Here is a 23103-nt window from a genome sequence, read left to right on the forward strand (position 1 = left end):
ATCACAGGAGTAAGGTTTCATTCTACAGGCACTTAGACGTTGATATACTCCATCATCCCATACTGTATTGCACTCAAGCAGGAACTGCTATAAACGAACAGCTGTATCAACTCTCTCTCGAAAATCTTCGATAGTATAGCAGTCGAAGCATAGGCTAGGACGTTAAACGAAGTTTTATTTGTTAACTTTTTTGTTGCCATCAAGTGAAATAATTTCCATATTAATTAGATTAAAGGCTGGGGATTAGAGATTGGGGACTAGGCATCAATTTCTAATCCTCAGTCCAATCTGAACTAAAGGTTTTTATCGCAGAGAAATTATCCGTGATTGAGTTTCTAACTTTTCAGTCGCTGTTAAAACTTCTTGTCTTGCCCATTTATCTGCTACCAAAATGTCATCTAAAGAGGGATTAGCATGGTTATCATTTTGATGGCGATCGCACACCCATTCGATACACCGAGGAATATCTAAAAACCGAATTTTTTCATCTAAAAATAAAGCTACAGCTTGCTCATTGGCGGCATTCAACACCGCTGGCATCGAACCACCAGCTTTACCCACAGTATAAGCCAACTGCATACAAGGATATTTCTGGTGATCTGGTTCACTGAAGGTTAAATTTCCAGCTTTGACTAAATCTAGTCGTTCCCAGTCGGTGTAGATGCGATCAGGCCAAGATATAGCATATAGCAAAGGTAAGCGCATATCAGGCCAACCGAGTTGAGCTAAAACTGAAGTATCTTGCAGTTCAATCAGCGAGTGAATAATGCTTTGAGGATGAATGACAATTTCGATATCGTCATAATCCAAGCCAAATAAAAAGTGAGCCTCAATTACTTCCAGTCCTTTATTCATCAAAGTAGCAGAGTCTACTGTGATTTTCCGTCCCATTGACCAATTAGGATGCTTCAAGGCATCAGCAACAGTTACATTTGCTAACTTTTCTACATCCCAGTCACGGAAAGCACCACCCGATGCAGTGAGTAAAATTTTCCGTAAGCCATCTTTGGGTACACCTTGGAGGCATTGAAAGATTGCGGAATGTTCGGAATCGGCAGGGAGTAATTTTACACCATGTTTTTCAACTAGGGGAAGAACCACAGGGGCCCCAGCAATTAGAGTTTCTTTGTTCGCTAAGGCAATATCTTTACCAGCTTCAATCGCTGCGATCGTCGGTAGCAAACCAGCACAACCAACGATACCAGTAACAACGGTTTGGGCATCACCATAGCGAGCGACTTCTATCACTCCGGCATCACCTGCCAGTAGAATCGGTTGAGGATCGAGGTCAATGATAGCTTCTTTGAGCGCTGGTAATTTATCTTCTGAACAAATGGCTGCTATTTCTGGTCGAAACTGCCGAATTTGAGCAGCCAACATTTCGACATTGTTACCAGCTGCCAATCCCACAATCCGAAACTGATCTGGGTTGTTAGTGACAATATCTAAAGTCTGAGTACCAATAGAACCAGTGGAACCAACGAGAGTAATCGCTTTCACAATTGCTTAAGGATTTACAGACAACTCTCACTATAAATTGCTGGGGACTCTTTAATCACAGCAATCACCATAATCGATACACTGATGCAAAGAAGCAAGTACACGGAGAAGTTTCCTCGTGTCCTTGTCCCTGCAACAGTCCCAATCCGTTAATTTCAATTCGATAGACTGTTAGCTACAAGTAGGTAGACATAATTAAATGTAAGATAAAACTTTTGTTCGTAGTGAGTGATTTATCGCTCTATGTAAGATACCCAAGGACTAAAGCCACTTACTACAAGCTTTAATTTAATCAAGCCCTTCTACTTAAAGTACTAAAGTTGCTCATTATTCATATATAGCAATTCTCATTTGAATGAGGTACACGGATCGGGGACTACAGCGAGCTGTGCGCTCCTATGCGGATCATTTTTCTTTCTGCACCTTACCCATCTGGTTACTGCTATAACTAGACAAAAATTGTCTTTATTAATACTATATTTTAAAGATAAATTCCGAGAAAATTGGCAAAAGTGACCAAATAGGAAATAATTTCAATTAATCGCTAATCTGTCCAGTTTGTTAATTATGTTGGTGGAGGGTTTAATATGCAAAATATTACTCATAAATTGCTGTGTTACAGCCATAGGTAAAAGGATGCACAAAGGAGTTTGTTGAAGCACTCAACCCTATGGTCAAAGTTCAGATAGTTATAAAAAAAGTTTTATGGAAAAGTGATTTCCTGTTTCCAGCAGCAATATGGCTTGGCAGTCGAATATTTATCTGGACAGCTATGTTGCTGGTTGCGCCAAAACTACCGTTACCAGCAGAGGAATTTTTGCCGCGTTTTAGCTGGGGTGTTTTTGATGCCTGGGATAGTATCCATTACCGAGCGATCGCAACTTCTGGTTATGAATTTGTAAATGACGACAAGCAACATAATTTGGCCTTCTTTCCCCTGTTTCCCTTAAGCATCTGGGTTTTGATGAAGTTGGGCTTACCGTTTGAATTGGCAGGCACATTAATCAACAACTTGGCATTTTTTGCAGCACTTTACTGTTTGTATTTTTGGGTCAAGGATCAGTATGGCATCAATACAGCACACTGGGTAACCGCTGTGCTTTCTTTGTATCCAGCTTCGATGTTTACAGGAGTAATTTACACAGAGGGACTGTATTTGTTTTTGAGTACGGCAACTTTGCGGGCGTTCGATCAAAAGCAGTATGGCTGGACTGCTCTTTGGGGCGCGATGGCGACAGCAACACGTCCTACAGGTATGGCACTAATTCCAGCATTAGCGATCGCAGCTTGGAAAGAACGCCGACCAGCCATTGCCTATATAGCTAGTTTCACTACTGCTATTGGCATACTTCTATTCAGTTTGTATTGTGCAATTGATTTTGGCGACCCTTTAGCTTATATCAAAGCACAGCGGGGATGGCGACCTTCCCTTGGGTTTGATTGGCAGGGTTGGTTAAATATGTTCATGCAAATTGCCGTTGGCAGTAAAAATTGGCAATTTGGCTGGGTTCAAAACTCCTCTGGCGGGATTCAAGACCCCTGGTATCTCTTATTATTTGGTGCGATTGTTGTCAGTAGCTATCTTTTATGGCATTTCCGTCAACGTTTTAGTTCTGTAAAATTATTTTATGGCTTTTATGGTTTAGTCTTATTTTTGTTGACTCTGGCGAGCGAACAGTGGATCGATAACTTCCTTAACTTGTTCATGGTCTTAGGTGGTGGCTGTGTGTTGTGGCGCTTACACAGGCAACTGACTCCAGTTACAGTTATTTATGGCTTTTGTGGTATTGGTTTGCTGCTAGCTTCTGGAGGCACTATCTCATTGAGCCGTCTCGCCTACGGTATTGTGCCTTTGAACATAGCAATTGGAGTGCTGCTATCTCGCCATCCTCGTCAGGGATATTTAATATTGGGAGCTTTTGTGATACTACTAGCCAAAATAGCTGTAGGATTTGCCCAAGAGCATTGGGTTGGGTAGAAGGTTCGATCCATTATTGCGAAGAAATTGAATTTAAATTTCCTGATGAATGTATTCAATCAAACGAAAATAGCGATCGCTTCATTATTTCTAGGTGTAGCTGCCATATCTTTTGGCTCTATTTTTATGAAATTGAGCGAAATTGAACTTAGCCCCAGTGCCACTGTATTTAATCGCTTTTGGCTTGCTAGTGTGGTCTTCTTACTCTGGTATGGATACAAGGCAATACGGCAGCGATTTTCCTTAGACAAACCTATAATAGAACAGCAACCCTACACCAGTCAGGATCTGTGGCTATTGTTAGGTGCTGGTATTCTTTGGGCTGCCACTTTAGTTTTGTTGGCTTGGTCGCTGACTCAAACTAGCGTTGCGATTTCTAGTGTGTTGCATAACCTCGCTCCCATATTTACTAGCTTAGGAGTGTGGCTGTTATTTCATCAGGGTTTTGAGAATCAATTCCTGATTGGGATGATCATCGCCCTTGGCGGAGCGATCGCTATTGAATTTGAGGAGTTGCAAATCGCTACAGATGAAGTTCAAGGAGGCTTGGCTGCCATCGTTTCGGCGATTTTATTGAGTGCATACCTGCTGATCGTAGAAAAATTACGAACCAAATTTTCTCCGGCTACAATTCAGTTGTGGATCTGTGCGATCGCGGCTTTAGCACTCTTCCCTATACTTTTGTTTACTCAAGATCAGCTTTTTCCTTCTACAGTCAGTGGGTGGCTTTGGGTAATTTTCTTGGCGCTGATTTGCCAAGTTTTAGGTCATGGGCTTTTGACCTATAGCCTTGCCAAGTTCTCCTCTGTGGTTGTCTCCTTGGTGCATCTATTAGAGCCAGTATTTAGCGGCATTTTCGCTCTTGTAATTTTTTCGGAAACATTAACTTTCTCAAATTGGGTAGGTTTCGCTGTAGTTTTAATAGGTTTATACTTAGCCGTATCTAGCCAAGAGGCTGTTAATTTGCCGTTTCAAGAATCAGTCAAAAATATAATTAACACTTTCGTTCAAAGTATGACGATCAAACTGTCATTACTAAAGCAACAATTCTCCAAAACACCTGCTTTATTAGGAACTGTCTCATTATTGTTTGCTCTAATTCCCATATCTTTAGCACCATCTCTGACCAAATTATGTCAACAAGAAATTGGCGCAAATGCTGTAGTATTTCATCGCAGTTGGATTGCGACAGTTGTCTTTGGTTTTTGGAATGGACTTGAGGCTTTCCGCTACCAACAGTCTGTTGAAGGAGGCAGTCGGCAGTCAGCAGAAGGCAATATTACTTCTGCCTTGCTTGATAACCAATCTATAGAACAGAAGCCTTTTACAAGTCAAGAAGTGTGGCTATTGTTGGCAATGGGAACCTCTGCTGGAACCTACCTTCTATTGTGGGCTTGGTCGCTGAGTCAAACTAGTGTTGCTAACGTAGCTTTACTGTCTAATTTGAACTCCTTATTTGTTGCTTTAGCTGGGTATTTGTTATTTGGTCGGCGTTTCGACAACAGATTTGTGATTGGTCTGGTCATCGCTTTGGGAGGAGCGATCGCCTTTGAACTCAATAAGGTGCAATTTGCAACCGATCAAATATTAGGTGATGCATTAGCATTGCTAACTGCGGTTTTCATGGCTACATGTATGCTGCTGATAGAAAGACTCCGAACCAGATTTAGCACTGCAACTATCATGCTGTGGCGCTGTGGAGTGACAACAATGTTTCTACTACCCGTCCTGCCATTCCTTGAAGATAGACTATTGCCCTATTCCTGGACAGGTTGGTTTTTCATCATTTTCCAAGCTCTCTTCTGTCAGGTGCTGGGTCAGGGACTTTTAGCTTATAGTCTCAGTAGAATCTCTTCAGGCGTTGTTGCCGTCACGCTTCTTTTAGAACCAGTCCTAGCTTCCATTTTTGCTTGGTTCATTTTTTCAGAGCAAGTAGGTTTGTTTGACTGGGCTACTTTTGCTGTAGTTTTAGCAGGTATCTATCTAGCCCAATCTAGTCAATCGATTGTTCAAGTAACAAACGAAGGATAGTAGCAGTATGACAGCTAGTTAACAAAGATCAGCTGTTCCACATTTAACTTGTATAAGTAGTGTGAGAATATTACCCAAACTATAAAACTTTAATGAAATTTATATGGGTGCAGGTGGGGTACTTTTGTACGTCACTAACTTAAAATCTGCTGTAGTATTTAAACACTGTCAACGAGACTGATACAATTTATGACGAAAGCTTCCGAGAAAACATTATTAAGATTAGTGAAATCTCCGTTTAATAGGTTCTTAAACTCTCTGCAATTTCCGGTTTATGGATACTTGGCTATTGGAATTATCTTAGCAGTGGTGATTCGATTGCTTTGTGTTCCAAATAAATCGGTGGATTACAAGTTTTTTTTAGCGCGTTGGTATGATTTCATTGCATCTCATGATGGGTTAAACGCTCTGAAATATAGTTTTGCTGACTATACACCGCCCTACCTATATTGGATTTTAATTGCTGCCACCCTACTTTCTGGATTGCCAAAAATTTTCACAATCAAGCTTTTTGCGATGACTGTTGATTTTCTTTGTGGCTTTTTAACTTACAAAATTGTTCGACTAAAATACCCAAATGGTAGTAAACCCATCTTTGCTTTTTTGGTAGTTATTTTGAGTCCGACTGTTATATATAATAGTGCTCTCTGGGGTCAATGTGACAGTATTTATACAACTGGATTGATTGCTTGTATTTACTTTTTATCTATTCAAAAAGAAATTCCTGCCTTACTCAGTTTTGGTGTAGGACTTTCTTTTAAGTTGCAAGCGATGTTTTTAGCACCTCTATTATTAATTTTTTTAGTCAAGAAGAAAATTCATTGGTATTATTTACCATTAATTCCAGCAGTGTATATAATTTTAGTTTTGCCATCGTGGTTAATGGGAAGACCAATACAAGAATTACTATTAATCTACTTTAGCCAAGCTAATAAATACAAAGAATTAGCAAAAGGCGCACCTAATCTTTATCAATGGATTCCTAACAATTTTTATAATATTATTGTGCCTATCGGTTTAACGTTAACTGTATCTGCAATATTTTTATTAGCATATATTATTTATAAAAGTCAGCTAAAAATTATTCAAGACAGACTGATACACTTAGCCACAATCTCAGTTTTGTTTATGCCATATATCCTGCCCAAAATGCATGAAAGATATTTTTATCCTGCGGATATTATTTCGATTATCTTTGCCTTTTACTTTCCGCGATATTTTTGGGTAGCTATAGTTGTACAAATGGCATCATTTTTCAGCTATTTGGGAACTCCGATATTTATCAAGTTATTTTCGGTTCCTTTAGGTTTTGCTCTCTGGTTTGTTGTGCGAAAGTGTGATTTGATTTATCCAAAGCTAAATTTTAGAGAATATGTACCTAAAGGATAAATTAATTAAGAGTTTAACTTATGGTAAAACAAGTGTAAAACCTTCAGTCGCTCCAATAATTTTACTACCAGTTATATTAATTTGCTGTAAAGCCCAATTCTCTAATAGCAAATAAGATTTATTAGATAATATTTGTTGTAAAGTGGGTACAGTTGCAGGAGTTACTTTACAATCACAGTAAAAGTCTAAACTGGGACGCCCATAAGCAAAAGAAGTATAAATTTTTGTTCCTGGTGAAACATTTGCCCGAATTAATTCCGCTACTGGTTTAACTGGAAAAGCTTCCTTTAATTCCCAAATCCATGATTGCGAACTCATCAACAGTGCTAAAACTAAATACATCCCAGAAAATAACACTAGAATAAAGTTGCGATCGCGTTGTCTAATTAACCAGACTATCGTACTCATACTTATTGCCAAAATAATGCTCATGACTATTAAGATAGGCTCTTTTTTTGCAAGAATAAAGTAAATACAACCTCCTAAGCCAGCAATGGCAATAATAGCCATAAATATTGTCCAACTTCGCACTTTAAAATGACCGTACTGCCAAATTTCGCTAAGTTTAGCACCAATTGCTAAAGCTAAAAATGGATATACAGGCATAACATACCATGGAAGTTTAGTTCTCATTAAAGAGATACTTACCAAATAAAAAATTGTACCGATTAGAATTAGATGACCCCAAGAAGTATGACGTTTTTTCCAAGCTAGATAAAAACTTGACGGTAAAAATAATAGCCACGGAAGACTATACTTAATTAACTCAATTAAATAGTACCAGGGTGGGCCACTATGACCTTCGACAGGTTGTGTCAGGCGATCAAAGGTTTGTGTTTGAAAATTTACTTGAAAGAAAGTTTCGCCATAATGTTGCCATTGAGCAGCAAACCAAGCGATCGCTGGTGCATTTCCTAAAAATATTCCCACCAATAAATAGGGGCTTGTTAACAAAGCGAATTGTCGATCTGCAATCAGGAATAAAGTTGCGATCGCCCCTAGCGGCAAAACTATCATCCCTTTCGTAAGAGTGATTAACCCTAGACAAAATCCTACACCGAGAGCATACCGACGATTCTGACGTGCTTTTAGCAAACAAAACAACAGCAGTAAGAAAAAGGTAATAGTTGTACCATCTAACATTGCTAGCCTTCCGTGACGCACCACAGGCAACATCGTCAGGTAAACTAAAGCGCCAAACAGAGCTGGTAAACTTTGGTTAAAAAGCAAACATCCCACCAAGTAAAGCAAAGGCACTCCCAAGCCAGTTAACACTGCACCTGGTAAACGTGTTGTCCACTCATTCACGCCGCCGATCGAATAAGTCCAAGCAATTAACAAGTGCATCAAGGGTGGCTTATTATGATAAGGTTCTCCTCCCAAGGTGGGGTAAAGCCAATGCATTGAACCAAGTGGGGCACGCCAAATTTCACGAGCAACTTGTGCCACAGTACCTTCATCCCAATCTCTTAAAGGGGAGTTTCCCAAAAATATCAGCCATAGAAATAGAGATATTATCACTAGGCTAAATAACCATTCCTTTTCTCGGAATAGACGTATATCTAAAATCGGGATAATCATTTCTCTCAAACCTCCAGGATATCCCCACTAAAACTTGCTTTATATGGCATCATAGCAACTTCGTAAACCAGTCTTATATTACAGCAAAGGCTGTTCAACACTTTGCTAAAAGAATAGATACTTTGACATGATTTCATCATTTTTGAATAACAAATACAATTTATGACGACAACTTCAGACAAAACATTATTAAAATTAGTGAAATCTCTGTTTAATAGGTTCTTAACCTTTTTCCCATCTCCAGTTTCTGGATACCTAACTATTGGAATTATCTTAGCAGTACTGATCCGATTGGTTTGTGTTCCTAATCAATCCTCTGATTATAAATCTTTCTTAGTGCCTTGGTATGATTTCATTGCATCTCATGGTGGGTTAAACGCTCTTAAATATAGTTTTGCCGACTATACACCCCCCTACCTCTACTGGATTTTAATTGCTGCCACCCTACTTTCTGGATTGCCAAAAATTTTCACAATCAAGCTTTTTGCGATGACTGTTGATTTTCTTTGTGGCTTTTTAACTTACAAAATTGTTCGACTAAAATACCCAGAGAGTAGTAAACCAATCTTTGCTTTTTTGGTAGTTATTTTGAGTCCAACTGTGATATATAATAGTGCCCTTTGGGGTCAATGTGACAGTATCTACACAACAGGGATGATTGCCTGCATTTACTTTTTGTGTATTCAAAAAGAAATTCCTGCCTTACTCAGTTTTGGTGTGGGACTTTCTTTTAAGTTGCAAGCGATGTTTTTAGCACCTCTATTATTAGCTCTTTTGTTCAAAAAAAGAATCCATTGGTATTATTTACCATTAATTCCAGCGGTATATATAGTTTTAGTTTTGCCACCTTGGTTGATGGGAAGACCAATACAAGAATTGCTATTAATCTACTTTAGCCAAGCTAATAAATATAAAGAATTGGCGAAAGGTGTGCCTAATCTTTATCAATGGATTCCTAATAATTTATATAATATTGTTGTGCCTATCGGTTTAACGTTAACTGCATCTATAATATTTTTATTAGCATACATTGTTTATAAAAGTCAGCTAAAAATTACTCAAAATAGACTGATACACCTAGCTACTATTTCAGTTTTATTTATGCCATATATTTTGCCCAAAATGCATCAAAGATATTTTTATCCTGCTGATATTATTTCGATTATCTTTGCCTTTTACTTTCCGCAATATTTTTGGGTAGCTATAGTCGTGCAACTGGCATCATTATTTAGTTACTTGGGAACTCCTATATTTATTCAGTTGTTTTCAATACCTTTAGGTTTTGCTCTCTGGTTTATTGTGCAAAAGTGCGATCTGATTTATCCAAACTTACAAACAGGATTTTCTTCTAATCTTAAATAAGAAAAGTTAGTTAAAGCAAGTAGGATTTAAATAACAGTGAAACTGTCAAAAATGAATCATATCAAAGTAATTATAGGTATTAGTACCTTAATTTTATTTATCTCCAGTAGCTTCCGACACGAATTATTTAATTCATCTGGGGATTTAGCATTTTTTGACCAATGTATTTATTTAATGAGTCAAGGAAAACCGCCAGTTTCTTCAGTACTTGGTTTTCATATTTTAGCCGATCATGCTGCTTGGATTTTATATCCTTTAGCTTTATTGTACAAAATTTACCCTAGTGTTTATTGGCTGTTTGCAATACAGTCTATTGCTTTAGCTTTAGGTGCTTTACCTACATATTTTCTGGCACTACAAGCTGGTTTAAAAGAAAATTTAGCAGTCACAATTATGGCTGTATATTTAATGTATCCGGTGGTTTATAATAGCAATCTCTGTGATTTTCACCCTGATACGATCGCAGTCCCTGCCCTTTTGTTCGCAGTTTTGACCGCTAGATCAAGAAAAATAGCTTGGTTTTGCGTCAGTATTCTTGTGGTATTAGGTTGTAAGGCTGTATTGTCACTGACTGTGGTGGCGATGGGGATTTGGTTACTCTTGTTTGAAAAGCGACGTTTATACGGTGCGATCGCCATTATTGCTGGGACAATATGGTTTTTGATTGCTAACTGGATGATCATCCCTTATTTTGGTAGCGAAGCAACCTTATTGAACCGTCATCTTTATCGCTATAGCTATTTGGGAAACTCCTTTTCTGAAATGGTACAAATATTACTTCTCCAACCAAGAATCATTTTTAACAACCTTTTTTCAACTATAAACTTAGAATATTTATGTTTTTTATTATTACCTGTTATTTGGGGTTTCAGACCACAATACCTCACACCATTGATAAGTATAATTCCTTGTATAGCACTAAATTTACTTGCCGATCATCCTTCGCAAAAAAATCTAGTTTTACATTATTCTTTACCAGTAATTCCATTTCTGATTTTAGTTTTAATTGCTAGCCTAGCAGCAGATAAAGCATGGCTAAAACAAAGACGAGCAATTATTTTGTGGTCTTTAATTTGGTTTTTGGTTTTTGGTAAATTTGGTTTCTTTAGCTCAAAATATCTCCATAATATAGATAATTGGGTAGCCACAAAAGAGGCGATCGCTTTAGTGAAGACTAAAGATAGTGTTTTGACTACAGATATAATTACTCCACATTTAACCCACAGACAGCTAATTAGTTTTAAATATAATCCTTCTGAAGATATTACAGAATTGAACAAGTTTCATTATGTCTTGCTCAATGTTCGCCATCCAGGTTGGGCTGCAACTTCAGAATCTCTTTCTAACTTAGTAAATATCTTCAAAAATCAGTCTAAATTTAACTTGGAATATCAACGAGATGATGTATATCTTTTTGAAAAAACTATTAGTTAACAATACTCCTTTTGCTGAAACTGGCTCAATAACCAAGCCCCAACTTCAGATTGATTCATCTCACGGCTACGGCGTAAAGCTTCCTCTAAAGTAAACATCGCCAATCCCGGCAATACTTGTGATTCTTGAATACGTTTACTACCCTGCTCTGCCATAGCATAAGCAATGATTTGGGCATTTTGAACATCTACTACCCAATATTCAGCAACACCTAACTCTTCATAGAGCGATCGCTTTGTACCCAAATCATCCAGCAGAGATGTTTTCGCAATCTCAATCACCAAATCCGGTACAGGATAGCGATCAAGGTTGACAATCCCTGTACCTGCTGGGATAGTTTGGGCGCGTTCTCTAAGGTAATACGCTACATCGGGTTGACAGTCCTGAACACCAGTTTTACGAAAAGTGGTTGTGTCTAAACCTGTCGCCAGTATTCCTTTAAGTGCCGCAAATAGAGTCACTGCAAAAATAATTACAACATGGTCTTTACCATGATCAAAACTAACTGGTGCCATCTCCAGCCTCATGTGCCCCTTATAGTAGTAACTCTTTCCTTTCTCCTTGAGCAAGTTAGCGATCGCTTGCTCATACTCTTGCCAAGAAGCACAAATCCATGTATCTGTCGGTAACTGGGTCTGAGTTTCACTCATTGCCTAACCCTTATGCCAGTAATCTATATTTCTTGTAACTCAAATTCTAAACTTCTAGCTCAACTTTTTAACCTCTGAAGTGCAACCTTGGAGTTCTGAGGTTGGATGAGCGAGGTTGAAAGGCGATCGCTCAACCTAAATAAAATTTGTGTATCAATTTAACGATTTGTTTTACAAAGTTTCAAGAGTAGACTTTTTTGCAAGGTTGAGCTACCGTGTTATGACACTATACTTACAGATATATTTATAGTTCATAAGTACTTATTTCTTTAATTTCTGTCAGAAATTGCCTACTCATGAATATCGATCAAGCAAAAGAAAAATTTGATCAAATTTACGTAGAGTTAATGGATGAGAACGTGCCACTTGACACTGAGCAAGATGCACGTTTCCAAGTTATTGATCGTATACTTGTAGAGGTTTTGGGATGGGATAGATCAGGCATTAGAACAGAACCTCATACAGATTCTGGCTATGTTGACTATCTGCTGACTGCTGGGAATCGCAACAGACTGTGGACGTATTCACTATGAATTTGTGATTGATGACAAGGAAGGGGTTTATATGAGTGAAATGGCTTTGATGACTCCTGTTAGTAGTCAACAGTATATCGAAGAAACCAGAAATCTTATAAATACTGCAAAATTAACCTTCCAGGATTGGCGTACTATTACAAAATCGTTTGTTGAATATTGCCTTGAACAAGATAAAATCTATATCTCTCTTCCACAATCTAATTCTTACCAAAGTCAAAGAATTCTAAGAGAAACTCTTCGTAATACTTGGTTATACAATTAAATTTACTCTCTTAAATTTTAACATTAGGTCTAGAAAACACCAATAATTAAGTTTTGAACTTGATTGTTGAAATTCAAAACTAAAAACTTTGTCCTCAACACTTCAACATTCGAGTTCTGAATTCAAAAAATGAAGCTTAAAACTCGAACGTTGAGCTTCTGAAGTCGGAAGTTGCATCTTTTTGCTCAAACGTTGAGCCTCTGAACTCGGAAGTTGCACCTTTTTACTCGAACGTTGAGCCTTTGAACTCGGAAGTTGCACCTTTTTGCTTGAACGTTGAGCTTCTGAACTCGGAAGTTGCACCTTTTTGCTTGAACGTTGAGCCTCTGAACTCGGAAGTTGCACCTTTTTGCTGGAACGTTGAGCCTTTGAACTCGGAAGTTGCACCTTTTTGCTTGAACGTTGAGCTTCTGAACTCCAAAAATTGAGCTTCAAAACTCGAAATGTTGTGCTTTTAACTCCAACATTCAAGTTCTGAAGCTCTAACGTTTTACTTTTGACGTGCAACTACCAACTTATTTTCTACAACATTGGTTCTTTAGGCTCCAACTTTACAGGTTTACGAGTAAATCGTTTTCCCATTTCCGCAACCACTGTATCTAAACCCGCCCCTTGTCCACTGGCTTTGGCGTAGCTATACACCTGCAACGCCGCTGCATAAGCTTCACTGCCTACTGCCAAAGAAGTATCATCCACGAGTTCTTGCAATTGTGTCAAAGATAACAACACAGGATACAATGCTTCAAATAATTGCACGTCCTTTCGCATTTCATCCAAATCGAAGGATCGCGGTAAAAACTCTGGGTTCTGCGCCGCCACCTCTAATGCTTTGCTGACAAAGGCGCGACTCTTATCCCCCATCTTCGGTAAAGTCTTGCGATCATCGGAACTCAAATCAACTAAAAATGGTAACTTTTCTTTAATCGTGCTAATCGCTTGCAACACAGCATCTCTCTCTGTTTGTGCCAGTGTTGCACTAATTGGGGTCGTAGACATAGAAATCACTCTCCAGTATGTTTCTTAAATCTAGAGTGCCCACATATACAACTAAAATTCCTATTCACAGAGCAAAGCCGATCATCGTAATAAAGACTGATTGGGCGTTAACTGGCTCTCAAAACGGCTGTAAACAATTTGAGTTGGATACCAAGAAGAAAACCAGTACAAATCTTGCATAACTTTGCCAGAACTACTCTCATCGGCAAATTCAAAGTGAACCAGAGCTAAATTATTCAATCCTACTACTTCTCGCCCGTCCTGAAACCAACGAGATTTCCAAAAGATCAGGGGTTGCAACCATTTCCATTTAGCATTTTCGGTTCGTTTCCAGGGAGCTTTCAATGATAATATATCTGCTGTGTAGGTAGAAGGCTGAACACTGTTTCTAGGTATCCACTCCAGTACACAATGCCATTCAGAGTTAGTCAGCAGCTGGCGATTATGCTGTAATTGTTTCTCGGAAATTTCTACCATATTGGGTGGATCGATCCAGCCTATCCAATGTCGCAGCTTTTCTGGTAGCAGCCAATCTTTCAATCGTGTATGAATTAGCCGCGTTAAAATCTCTTCATTTTTCAATGCACTAGCAGTTAACTGTACCAAGACAGACTGTAATTTGGAATGGGTGCGGGCATAAGATAAGTGAGCAACAGAACTGTAATGGATATCTCCAGAAAGAATAACGACTTGTTGGCGTTCCTCAAACAAGGTGGTTAGAAATTTCGCCAGGGCTTCAACATTAATGTTCCAGGCATCTCCAACATCGGTTGAAAACACTTTTTCCTGTTGTAAGTGCCAATGATGAATCCAATCAATCACTTGTAATCCAAATACATTTGTGGGTGCAATCACAAATGTAGTTTGAATCTGAGTTTCTTCAGTTACTTGTTGTAAAGGTAAAAGTAGTTGTTGCTCAAAGGCTTTGGGACACAACAGCATTGGTGGTGCAATTGGTTTTTGATCGGCTGGATAACCCCGCCAAGTCCGCGTATCCAGCACAATTACTTCATGGCAATCGCTGCGGACTATATAGTTCCAAGTGATTGCTTCAGGATGTCGATCCAGAATGAATACTGAACCGTCTCGGAGTAAAACAGGTAAGTCTGTATGGGGATCCCTGGCTGGCATTCCTAGATAACGAGCGATCGCTTCATTAGCCTTTGCATCCGTTCCTTGGGAAGCAGACCAAACTTGTGCAGCCGCCAACAGCTTTTCACCTGATTTTCCTGCTGTAAATTGCCCTGGTGTATTGCCCCAACCCTGAAATACCGTATAAGCTAACAATGCATTTTGGACTATTCTTCGCCCTAAAGGATGCCCCAGTACTCGCAAACACCAAGCTTGGTTTAAATTCCAGTCATCACTAACATCATGGTCATCAAAGATACTGTATATGGGGATATTCGCAAGGGCGCGGCGCACTTTCCAAAGCGTGTAGATGAATTGGCGTAAATGCTGGACTTCTCGGTTCCACTTTTTGATAGCACGGCGATCGCGCCTTACTTGATGTCCTTGGGGAAATGCGATCGGCCAACACACTGGCGACCAAGCTAGTAAATAAGTAGCGTAATATTCACCCAGACTGAAAAGATGATTGTTGACTTTCTCAGCTTTATTATGTAATCCTGCGGTCAAGCCAGCTTGTGTCGCCACATCAGCCCGTTCTCCAGGGGGTATTTGTTCGGGAATGCAGTACATTCCATTCACCGGCAGTTGTTCTTCCCAACCCAAAAGGGCATCACCAAGAGTAGTGGCAACCCACAACGACGGATCTGCTACATCATCTCCATAAATTTGATCTCCAGTGAGGAACAACTGGTGAGGGCGGTGTTGGGGTTGATTTGCTGACGCCTGAATTATACTATCGAGAATTGGCAGTGCATCAAACCCATGACCATGAGGTTTACGGCAGGAAGCATGGACAATTTGCAAATCTTGAAAATGCTTTGGTGGCAGAGCAAAGGTTGGTTTTTGATGATCGAAGTAGCTGATGCTGACTGGAGGAGAAGAGTTTGCACATAATGCTTGTTGCATTTGCGTGGTTTGGTCAGCAACAAGAAACTGGAGGTCGTATGCATAGATGCGACCTCCAGTAAGACGATGTTCAACCTTAGACCGAGCCGTAATGGAAACTACATGAAGATACTTACCCAGAGCAACGGTAGAGCGTTCTCCCTCCAACAAACAATTTCCTAGTACCTCACCATCATTTGTGGTGTCATAAACCTTAAGTTCTACCTGACAAGACTGTTTCAGTGCTACCCATACTGTCACTAACTCTGGCTCAGTATGTTTGAGGATTGGCCCTCCTAAAATTAGTGGTAGTTCTTGTAAAAACTCGTCCCCAACTTGATACTTCATTGCAAACAGTTGACAAAATGACAGTGTTTTAGATGTGTTACTTTGCTTCTAAACTGGTAGCTTCAACTCATCTAATCACCAATCATGCATAAATTCTCATCTGTTTAACATCAGTTTATAGCGCAAATTAGATTGCAGCCTAAAAGCTCAGGGACAGGCGAGATGCCCATCCCATAAGAGTGATTCTTATTAGTTAATTTCGAGCGATACCTTCTTCACGCGCTGCACGTTGCACAGCAGCAGCAACAGCAGTGACGACGCGCTCATCAAAGACTGAAGGAATAATATGTTCCCGATTCAAGTCTGAAGGTTTAACTAAAGAGGCGATCGCACTTGCGGCTTCTAGGTACATTTTGATGGTAATTGTCTGGGCCCGACAATCTAAAGCACCACGAAATACCCCAGGAAAAGCAAGGACGTTATTGATTTGATTTGGGTAATCACTGCGACCAGTAGCGATCACAGCCACATCTTTACTGATTAATTCTGGCTGAATCTCTGGAATCGGATTTGCCATTGCAAAGATAATTGGATCTTTCGCCATCGATTGCACCATTTCTGGTGTCAAAACTCCTGGTGCGCTGACACCAATAAACACATCTGCCCCTTGCATTGCACCTGCTAACGTACCCTGAGCTTTCACGGCAAATTCAAGTTTTTCCTCTGTCAAATCGGTGCGACTAATAGAGATAATTCCTTTAGAGTCGCACATCCAGATTTTTTCTGCCCCAGCTTTCCGGAGTAACCGAGCGATCGCTACACCAGCCGCACCAGCACCGTTAATCACAATGCGGATTTCCGCCATTGATTTATGTACCAGTTTCAAAGAATTAAATAATGCTGCCAAGGTGACAATTGCTGTACCGTGCTGGTCATCATGAAAAACGGGGATATCTAATTCTTGGCGTAATCTCTTTTCAATTTCAAAGCAGCGAGGTGCAGCGATATCCTCTAAATTCACCCCTCCAAACACCGGAGCGATATTTTTAACTGCTTGAATAATTTCTTCTGTATCTTGGGTGGCGAGACAAATGGGAAAAGCATCCAGCCCCGCAAATTCTTTAAATAGCATGGCTTTACCTTCCATGACTGGTAAGGCGGCTGCTGGGCCGAGATTTCCCAAACCCAAAACGGCACTACCATCGGTAACAATGGCAACGGTGTTTTGTTTGATGGTTAAGTTGTAAACTTCTTCTGGGTCTTGAGCGATCGCTGTACAAATTCGACCGACTCCAGGCGTGTAAGCCATTGCCAAATCAGAAACACTCTTCAGGGGAATTCTACTGGTAATGCTGATTTTGCCACCATGATGCAAATTAAAAGTGCGATCGTAAACACTAAGTAACTTGATATCTGGCAATGCCTTGATTGCTTGCACAATAGTTTCAGCGTGTTCAGTACTGGCAGCATCCACAGTCAGATCGCGGGTGGATTCTTTGCGAGTTTGCTCGATTAAATCAATTTGACCGAGATTACCACCAGTAGTTGCGATCGCCTGTGTTACCGATGCCAACATTCCTACACGATTGGGAATCTGCAAGCGTAGTGTCAAACTAAAACTAGAATTAGGAGTTAGGTCTGCCATATTGATTAAGTATTTTAAGTTTTTGATTTTATATTGAATTGCTTAATAAAAATCTAGACATTCACGCACAATTAATCTAAATGTAAACTTAGTGCTGAGTACAGAAGCCGCCATAAGTTGATTCCTCAACCGCAGGAGTTGTAAGCTTGAATCTAACATAGTGCAGTGCGATGTTTTCTCTCAAAGACGTTCTTGCTAGCTTGCTTCTCTGCAATTTTATTAGACCTCTTGCATAAATAATTCATGATACAGTGGAGTCTTTTAAAAATTTGCTTTTTATATCGATCAAACATACCAATGAAGTAACAAAAGTTCTCTGTATAGATTTGATATGCATTTTTTTAAGTCTATAATCATACCACAAAATAATTTTGCAAAAGGTTTATTGTCAATAAGTCTGTCAAGAAGATTTGTGACTTGAAACATAAAATGGCATTTATTGCCACTTTCTGCTTCATAAACTAGGTGGACAATATATACTTCAGTTTTCATATATGAGTAATTTGTTTGGTAATGATTATCGTGTATAGGAGAGAAGAGGGTAGTTGCGCGTCGCGCAACTACCCTCTTCTCCATGATTATCATTTTGACTTAGTTAAAGCCGTAGTAGGGGATCGCATGAGTGGCAACAGAGCGATCGCTGCCATATAAATATCAGCGTCAACTCAAATATAAATAAAAATATGTTTTTGAATCATATCATGGCTGTTTTGAACCATATCTGAGTACAAAAGTTCAAAACTTAGACTGAAATTGAAGTGTTTGAATACTTGTTTTTTGAATAATGCCGAAATTAAACTTTTGGTCGCATTATGATGCAAATTTTGAACTATTGGTCATTATTTGATTCACAAGATGAAATGTTGATTGTTTGAAAACCTTGAAATTACGTTAACTTTTGGTCAAGCTATGATTCATTTTTTGGTCAATTTATGGGTAAAAGTACAAGATTCTATCTTTGCAGAGGTCAAATAGATTAAAAGCTTGATAGGCAAAGCTCTCAACGGTCTTGTCACTTTGTCAGGGCGATCATAATCCATCTTCTCTACTAAATCTAGCTAACGAAATTGGACTCAATGACTTTAAGCTCAAGCGGGGATTTAGAGAAGTATTTGGCACTACGGTGTTGGGACATGTGCAATCTTTGCGGTTAGAGCAAGCACAACAGCTACTCCAAGACACTAATTTCACGGTTGCAGAAATTGCTTCTCAAGTAGGGTACGAAAGCATAAGTCATTTTGGCTATCTGTTTAAGCGGCAATTTGGTATCACTCCCAGAGAATATCATCACCAAAAAGCCTTGTAGCAAAAGGTAGATCCCGATCCAGATAGAAAAAATCCGGTTTCAGTATATATGTGCTCGTTTAATTTCCGCTATTCTCATAAACAGGGTTTAGATAAAAATCATTCTCAAAAATAGACTTTGTTCTGTTTTGAAAAATCTGGTTGGGTGTGTGGAGTTATGAAACTGGTGCGATCCCTATCACTGAAGATACTACGTATGAGGTGGGCAGTAGGCTGAGAATTACGCCAACTCATTCTGCTTCTTTGTGGACAACTTATAGAATTCAAAGCGGCAATTTGCAAGGCTTGGGTTTTGGATTAGGCGCATATTTTGTTAGCGATCGCCTCGGCGATCAATCCGATCCGCCCAACTTTAAGCTACCAGCCTACACTCGATTCGATGCAGCTCTATTCTATCGACGAGTTTGTGGGCATTGTGGGATTACTATTCACAATCTTAAGCATTACAGGCATTATCTTATGGCCTGGTTGGCGTAAGTTGATTGCTGGCTTCAAAATCAAATGGAACGCCCATCCCAAGCGAGTGAACTTTGATATTCATAAAGTTGCCGGTCTCATTACAGCTACGTTTCTAGTCTTTACCTTTTTCACAGGCTTTTGCTGGAACTTTTCTGAATTTGTTAACCCTATAATCTACGCTGTCACCTTCTCCAAACCTCAACCCAATTTGGTTTCTGTAGCTATTTCCGGTCAGTCTCCGCTAGGACTAAAAGACCAATTAAAAATCGCTCAAGCTACTTTGCCCAATGCATCACTCAGTCTAATTAGCTTTCCAAGTAAACCAGAAGAGACTTTTTGGTTTAACTTTAATCTTGGCGATGTTTTTCTTGACCAGTATAGCGGCAAGGTTTTACAAGTATCTACGATCGCAACTACATCATTAGGCGATCGCGTTCTCAATTCCTTTAACGATTTGCATTACGCTACTTTCTGGGGATTGCCATCTCGTATTTTCTACGTCTTTGTCGGACTTGCACCGTTAATTTTATTCATTACTGGCTTTGTGATGTGGAAGCATCGCTATCGAGCAAAATCTCCTACAGAATTTATTAAACGGCTCATTTTAAGATAATTACAACTAAAAAGCGCCCCCCATTTCTGGAGGGCGCTTTATTATTTAGCTAATACTGAAGTATTAACCGTTGATAGCAGGAGCAGTCATTGCGACAGGAGCAACTTCACCAGCAGCTAAGTCTAGGGGGAAGTTGTGAGCGTTACGCTCGTGCATTACTTCCATACCCAAGTTAGCGCGGTTGATTACATCTGCCCAGGTGCTGATGACGCGACCTTGGGAGTCAATGATTGATTGGTTGAAGTTAAAACCGTTCAAGTTGAATGCCATCGTGCTGATACCCAAAGCGGTGAACCAGATACCGACGACAGGCCACGCTGCTAAGAAGAAGTGCAGTGAACGGCTGTTGTTGAAAGAAGCGTATTGGAAGATCAGACGACCGAAGTAGCCGTGGGCTGCAACGATGTTGTAGGTTTCTTCTTCTTGACCGAATTTGTAACCGTAGTTTTGTGATTCGGTTTCGGTGGTTTCACGCACCAAGGAAGAAGTTACTAGAGAACCGTGCATTGCTGAGAACAAACTTCCGCCGAATACACCAGCCACACCTAACATGTGGAAGGGGTGCATCAAGATGTTGTGTTCTGCTTGGAACACAATCATGAAGTTGAATGTTCCAGAAATACCCAAAGGCATACCATCAGAGAAAGAACCTTGACCGATTGGATAGATCAAGAATACTGCGGTAGCAGAAGCCAAAGGTGCGCTGTAAGCTACGCAGATCCAAGGGCGCATACCTAAGCGGAAAGAAAGTTCCCACTGACGACCGAGGTAGGCAGCACAACCGATCAAGAAGTGGAAAACTACCAATTGGTAAGGACCACCATTGTATAACCACTCATCTAAGGAAGCTGCTTCCCAGATTGGGTAGAAGTGCAAGCCGATAGCGTTTGAAGAAGGAACAACAGCACCAGAGATGATGTTGTTTCCGTAAATCAAAGAACCTGCAACTGGTTCGCGGATACCATCGATGTCCACAGGAGGAGCAGCGATGAAAGCAATCACGAAACAGGTTGTAGCAGCTAATAGGGTTGGGATCATGAGTACACCAAACCAACCGATGTAAATACGGTTGTCGGTGCTGGTAATCCACTCACAAAAGCGATCCCATACGTTAGCGCCAGAGCGCCGTTGTAAGGTTGTGGTCATTGTTTTATAAGTGCTATGGGTTGTTAAAAATGGAACAAGCGGTTTTATTTTCGCCTGTTGAAATATAGTCTACATGAATTTACTTTGACGCGAACTGTGACTTAATATTCTGTAACATAATTCTTTAACAAGCTCATCGAACTGTAAAGTTTTTCTACTAGAAATAATGGTGATAAAAGTAATGGATTGAGGCTTTTTAAGCCATTTCAACAATAAACTAGCTATCACTTTTAATGACGCGATCGCTTAGTTACTTTCCTTTACACTTCTTTACAATTAACTGAGCGGACAAATTTTAAGTCTTGTCAATTTGTAACGAGATAATAAATTCTATGATGTTGTCTGATAGTTCTGTTAAAAATCAAAGTAGATGTAGGGCAAACTGCCTTCAGGAGCTAATAACCAAACAGCGTAGAAACATAGGGGGACGAAGACAAGCTTAAGGGGCCAGTTAAACTCTAACTTCAGCATTCGATTGAAGGCATAGACTATAGACATAAGAGCAGCTAAACCTAGAAGTACCCAAGCGAGTTGGGATTGGCTCATATTTAAGGCTTCCACATAGACCTTTTCAGCAAACTGGGCGTCAGCCGGATAACCCCAAAGATGCCGAATTACCAAAGAAGAGTCTTGGAGATTAGGTAGACGGAACCAAATCCAAGAGGTAAAAACCATCAGTTGAGTTAAAAACCAGGCAACGAAGATACCCAGAGGATTTTGCCAGAATTGTTCTAGATTTTCAAAGCGATCGCTTATAGAATCTGTAAGTCGATGAACCACCAAGGCTAATCCGTGGAATATGCCCCAAACGACATAACCCAAAGCGGCACCATGCCAGATACCAGCAATTAGCATCACAATAAATAAATTCCAGCAGGTACGGACTAAACCCTGACGAGAACCACCCAAAGGGAAGTAGACATAGTTACGTAGCCAATCACCTAGAGTGATATGCCAGCGCCGCCAAAATTCGGAAATATTGGTGCTGAAATAAGGAAAGTCGAAATTTTCAGGTAGAACTAAGCCGAAAAGCATAGCACTACCACGGGCAATGTCTACATAACCGTTGAAATCTAGATATAACTGCAAGCCATAAGCGAATGTAGCTAACCACAAATCAGTACTACCCGCCCGTTGCAAATTACCAAAACATAAATCGACGAAAATTCCCAAGTGGTCTGCAAAAATACCTTTTTTGACTGCACCCCTAGCAATCAACCACAGCGCTTGGGCTACTCTATTAGTACTGGGTAATTCTAGTGTATTAAATTGATTTGCTAAGTTGTGGTAACGCGTAATCGGTCCTGATATCAATTTTGCGAAGAATAATTTGTATGTAGCAAATTTGAGAAAATTATCAGTAGCATGGGCACCGCGATAGACATCTATTAAATAAGCAATACATTCAAAGGTGAAAAATGAAATTCCCAAGGGTGCAATTAATTTAAAAGAGCTATCTGGTAAGTTTGTTTGGACATGAAAAACAAACTTGAATAAAGGAGTAAAATACTTAAAAGCTAATAGCAGTAAAACATTTAAAGTTATACCTATCCACAAAAACTTTAGACGGCGACGATTCCAATCAACTTGAGCAAATTGCCACTCTTCATTAGAAATTTGTAAATCAAGAGAATGTTTTCCTGGTGATGTGTTGTTACCAAGTTCCAGCCCTATACGAAAATTAATAAACGTTAATGCTAATAGTAATGGTATGTATTGAATATGCAAGGATGCATAGAAAACCAAGCTAGCAATTAGTAGCGTCCATAATCGCAATTTATGTTGTGCTAAAGACCAGTAAATTCCTAATACACTCAACAGGAACAGCCCATAGAAAATTGATATAAAGTTCATTTTTTAGTCATTAGTCATTAATTATTTGTCATTGGGAATGGGGCATTGGTCATTAATC

General features: G+C 39.6%; 18 protein-coding genes. 10 read left to right on the forward strand and 8 right to left on the reverse strand.

What is annotated here, in order from left to right; all coding sequences use genetic code 11:
- Window positions 1-303: 303 nt before the first annotated feature.
- Window positions 304-1500, reverse strand: a complete 1197-nt coding sequence (gene dxr, locus V7K89_RS08635) for a 1-deoxy-D-xylulose-5-phosphate reductoisomerase (RefSeq protein ID WP_335186218.1) — start codon at window positions 1498-1500, stop codon at window positions 304-306.
- Between the two features lie 670 nt (window positions 1501-2170).
- On the opposite strand from dxr, the gene V7K89_RS08640 reads away from it, so the two are divergent.
- The 3 genes from V7K89_RS08640 (at window position 2171) to V7K89_RS08650 (ending at window position 6898) form a co-directional block, all read left to right on the forward strand.
- Complete coding sequence (locus V7K89_RS08640) at window positions 2171-3478, forward strand: mannosyltransferase family protein (RefSeq protein WP_335186221.1); 1308 nt, start codon at window positions 2171-2173, stop codon at window positions 3476-3478.
- Between the two features lie 45 nt (window positions 3479-3523).
- Entirely contained in the window at window positions 3524-5509 is a 1986-nt protein-coding gene (locus V7K89_RS08645) for a DMT family transporter (RefSeq protein ID WP_335186223.1), read from the forward strand.
- Between the two features lie 189 nt (window positions 5510-5698).
- Complete coding sequence (locus tag V7K89_RS08650; RefSeq protein WP_335186225.1) at window positions 5699-6898, forward strand: hypothetical protein; 1200 nt, start codon at window positions 5699-5701, stop codon at window positions 6896-6898.
- Window positions 6899-6916: 18 nt separating this feature from the next.
- On the opposite strand, the gene V7K89_RS08655 is transcribed toward V7K89_RS08650, so the two are convergent.
- A complete protein-coding gene (locus V7K89_RS08655) occupies window positions 6917-8479 on the reverse strand; it encodes an ArnT family glycosyltransferase (RefSeq protein ID WP_335186227.1) in 1563 nt (520 codons plus the stop codon).
- 489 nt (window positions 8480-8968) lie between these two features.
- Here V7K89_RS08655 and V7K89_RS08660 point away from each other — a divergent pair, with 489 nt between their 5' ends.
- Together V7K89_RS08660 and V7K89_RS08665 are read left to right on the forward strand one after the other, a co-directional pair.
- A complete protein-coding gene (locus V7K89_RS08660) occupies window positions 8969-9841 on the forward strand; it encodes a hypothetical protein (protein ID WP_335186229.1) in 873 nt (290 codons plus the stop codon).
- 51 nt (window positions 9842-9892) lie between these two features.
- Window positions 9893-11275 carry a DUF2079 domain-containing protein gene (locus V7K89_RS08665; protein ID WP_335186231.1) on the forward strand — a complete coding sequence of 461 codons (1383 nt, stop codon included), beginning with the start codon at window positions 9893-9895 and terminating at the stop codon, window positions 11273-11275.
- On the opposite strand, the gene V7K89_RS08670 is transcribed toward V7K89_RS08665, so the two are convergent.
- Window positions 11272-11925: a Uma2 family endonuclease gene (locus V7K89_RS08670; protein WP_335186233.1), complete on the reverse strand. Its 654-nt coding sequence runs from the start codon at window positions 11923-11925 to the stop codon at window positions 11272-11274. The genes V7K89_RS08665 and V7K89_RS08670 overlap by 4 nt on opposite strands.
- A 296-nt stretch (window positions 11926-12221) precedes the next feature.
- Here V7K89_RS08670 and V7K89_RS08675 point away from each other — a divergent pair, with 296 nt between their 5' ends.
- Both V7K89_RS08675 and V7K89_RS08680 read left to right on the forward strand, forming a co-directional pair.
- Window positions 12222-12458, forward strand: coding sequence for a hypothetical protein (locus tag V7K89_RS08675; RefSeq protein ID WP_335186235.1), 237 nt, complete (start codon window positions 12222-12224; stop codon window positions 12456-12458).
- 4 nt (window positions 12459-12462) lie between these two features.
- Window positions 12463-12723 carry a hypothetical protein gene (locus tag V7K89_RS08680; RefSeq protein ID WP_335186238.1) on the forward strand — a complete coding sequence of 87 codons (261 nt, stop codon included), beginning with the start codon at window positions 12463-12465 and terminating at the stop codon, window positions 12721-12723.
- Between the two features lie 522 nt (window positions 12724-13245).
- Here the strand turns inward: V7K89_RS08680 and V7K89_RS08685 are convergent.
- From V7K89_RS08685 to V7K89_RS08695, 3 genes are all read right to left on the reverse strand, one after another.
- Window positions 13246-13719, reverse strand: a complete 474-nt coding sequence (locus V7K89_RS08685) for a hypothetical protein (protein ID WP_335186241.1) — start codon at window positions 13717-13719, stop codon at window positions 13246-13248.
- An 81-nt stretch (window positions 13720-13800) separates the two neighbouring features.
- Window positions 13801-16083 (reverse strand): PhoD-like phosphatase, encoded by a 2283-nt coding sequence (locus V7K89_RS08690; RefSeq protein WP_335186244.1) that lies wholly within the window; start codon window positions 16081-16083, stop codon window positions 13801-13803.
- 193 nt (window positions 16084-16276) lie between these two features.
- The gene (locus V7K89_RS08695; protein ID WP_335186246.1) at window positions 16277-17668 is read right to left on the reverse strand and encodes a malic enzyme-like NAD(P)-binding protein; all 1392 of its coding nucleotides are present in this window, start codon (window positions 17666-17668) and stop codon (window positions 16277-16279) included.
- Between the two features lie 1009 nt (window positions 17669-18677).
- Between V7K89_RS08695 and V7K89_RS08700 the strand changes: the two genes are divergently transcribed.
- The 3 genes from V7K89_RS08700 to V7K89_RS08710 all read left to right on the forward strand — a co-directional run bounded on the left by V7K89_RS08700 (window position 18678) and on the right by V7K89_RS08710 (window position 20045).
- Window positions 18678-18974: a helix-turn-helix transcriptional regulator gene (locus tag V7K89_RS08700; protein ID WP_335186247.1), complete on the forward strand. Its 297-nt coding sequence runs from the start codon at window positions 18678-18680 to the stop codon at window positions 18972-18974.
- Between the two features lie 146 nt (window positions 18975-19120).
- Entirely contained in the window at window positions 19121-19450 is a 330-nt protein-coding gene (locus V7K89_RS08705; RefSeq protein ID WP_335186272.1) for a TonB-dependent receptor domain-containing protein, read from the forward strand.
- Window positions 19353-20045 carry a PepSY-associated TM helix domain-containing protein gene (locus V7K89_RS08710; protein WP_335186249.1) on the forward strand — a complete coding sequence of 231 codons (693 nt, stop codon included), beginning with the start codon at window positions 19353-19355 and terminating at the stop codon, window positions 20043-20045. Before V7K89_RS08705 ends, V7K89_RS08710 begins: the two co-directional genes overlap by 98 nt.
- Before the next feature lie 63 nt (window positions 20046-20108).
- On the opposite strand, the gene psbA is transcribed toward V7K89_RS08710, so the two are convergent.
- Both psbA and V7K89_RS08720 read right to left on the reverse strand, forming a co-directional pair.
- Window positions 20109-21191, reverse strand: coding sequence for a photosystem II q(b) protein (gene psbA / locus V7K89_RS08715; RefSeq protein ID WP_335186251.1), 1083 nt, complete (start codon window positions 21189-21191; stop codon window positions 20109-20111).
- A 354-nt stretch (window positions 21192-21545) separates the two neighbouring features.
- Entirely contained in the window at window positions 21546-23045 is a 1500-nt protein-coding gene (locus V7K89_RS08720) for an MBOAT family O-acyltransferase (protein ID WP_335186253.1), read from the reverse strand.
- Between the last annotated feature and the right edge of the window lie 58 nt (window positions 23046-23103).

Origin of the sequence: Nostoc sp. (assembly GCF_036917515.1) — a bacterium.
Lineage (GTDB): Bacteria > Cyanobacteriota > Cyanobacteriia > Cyanobacteriales > Nostocaceae > Nostoc.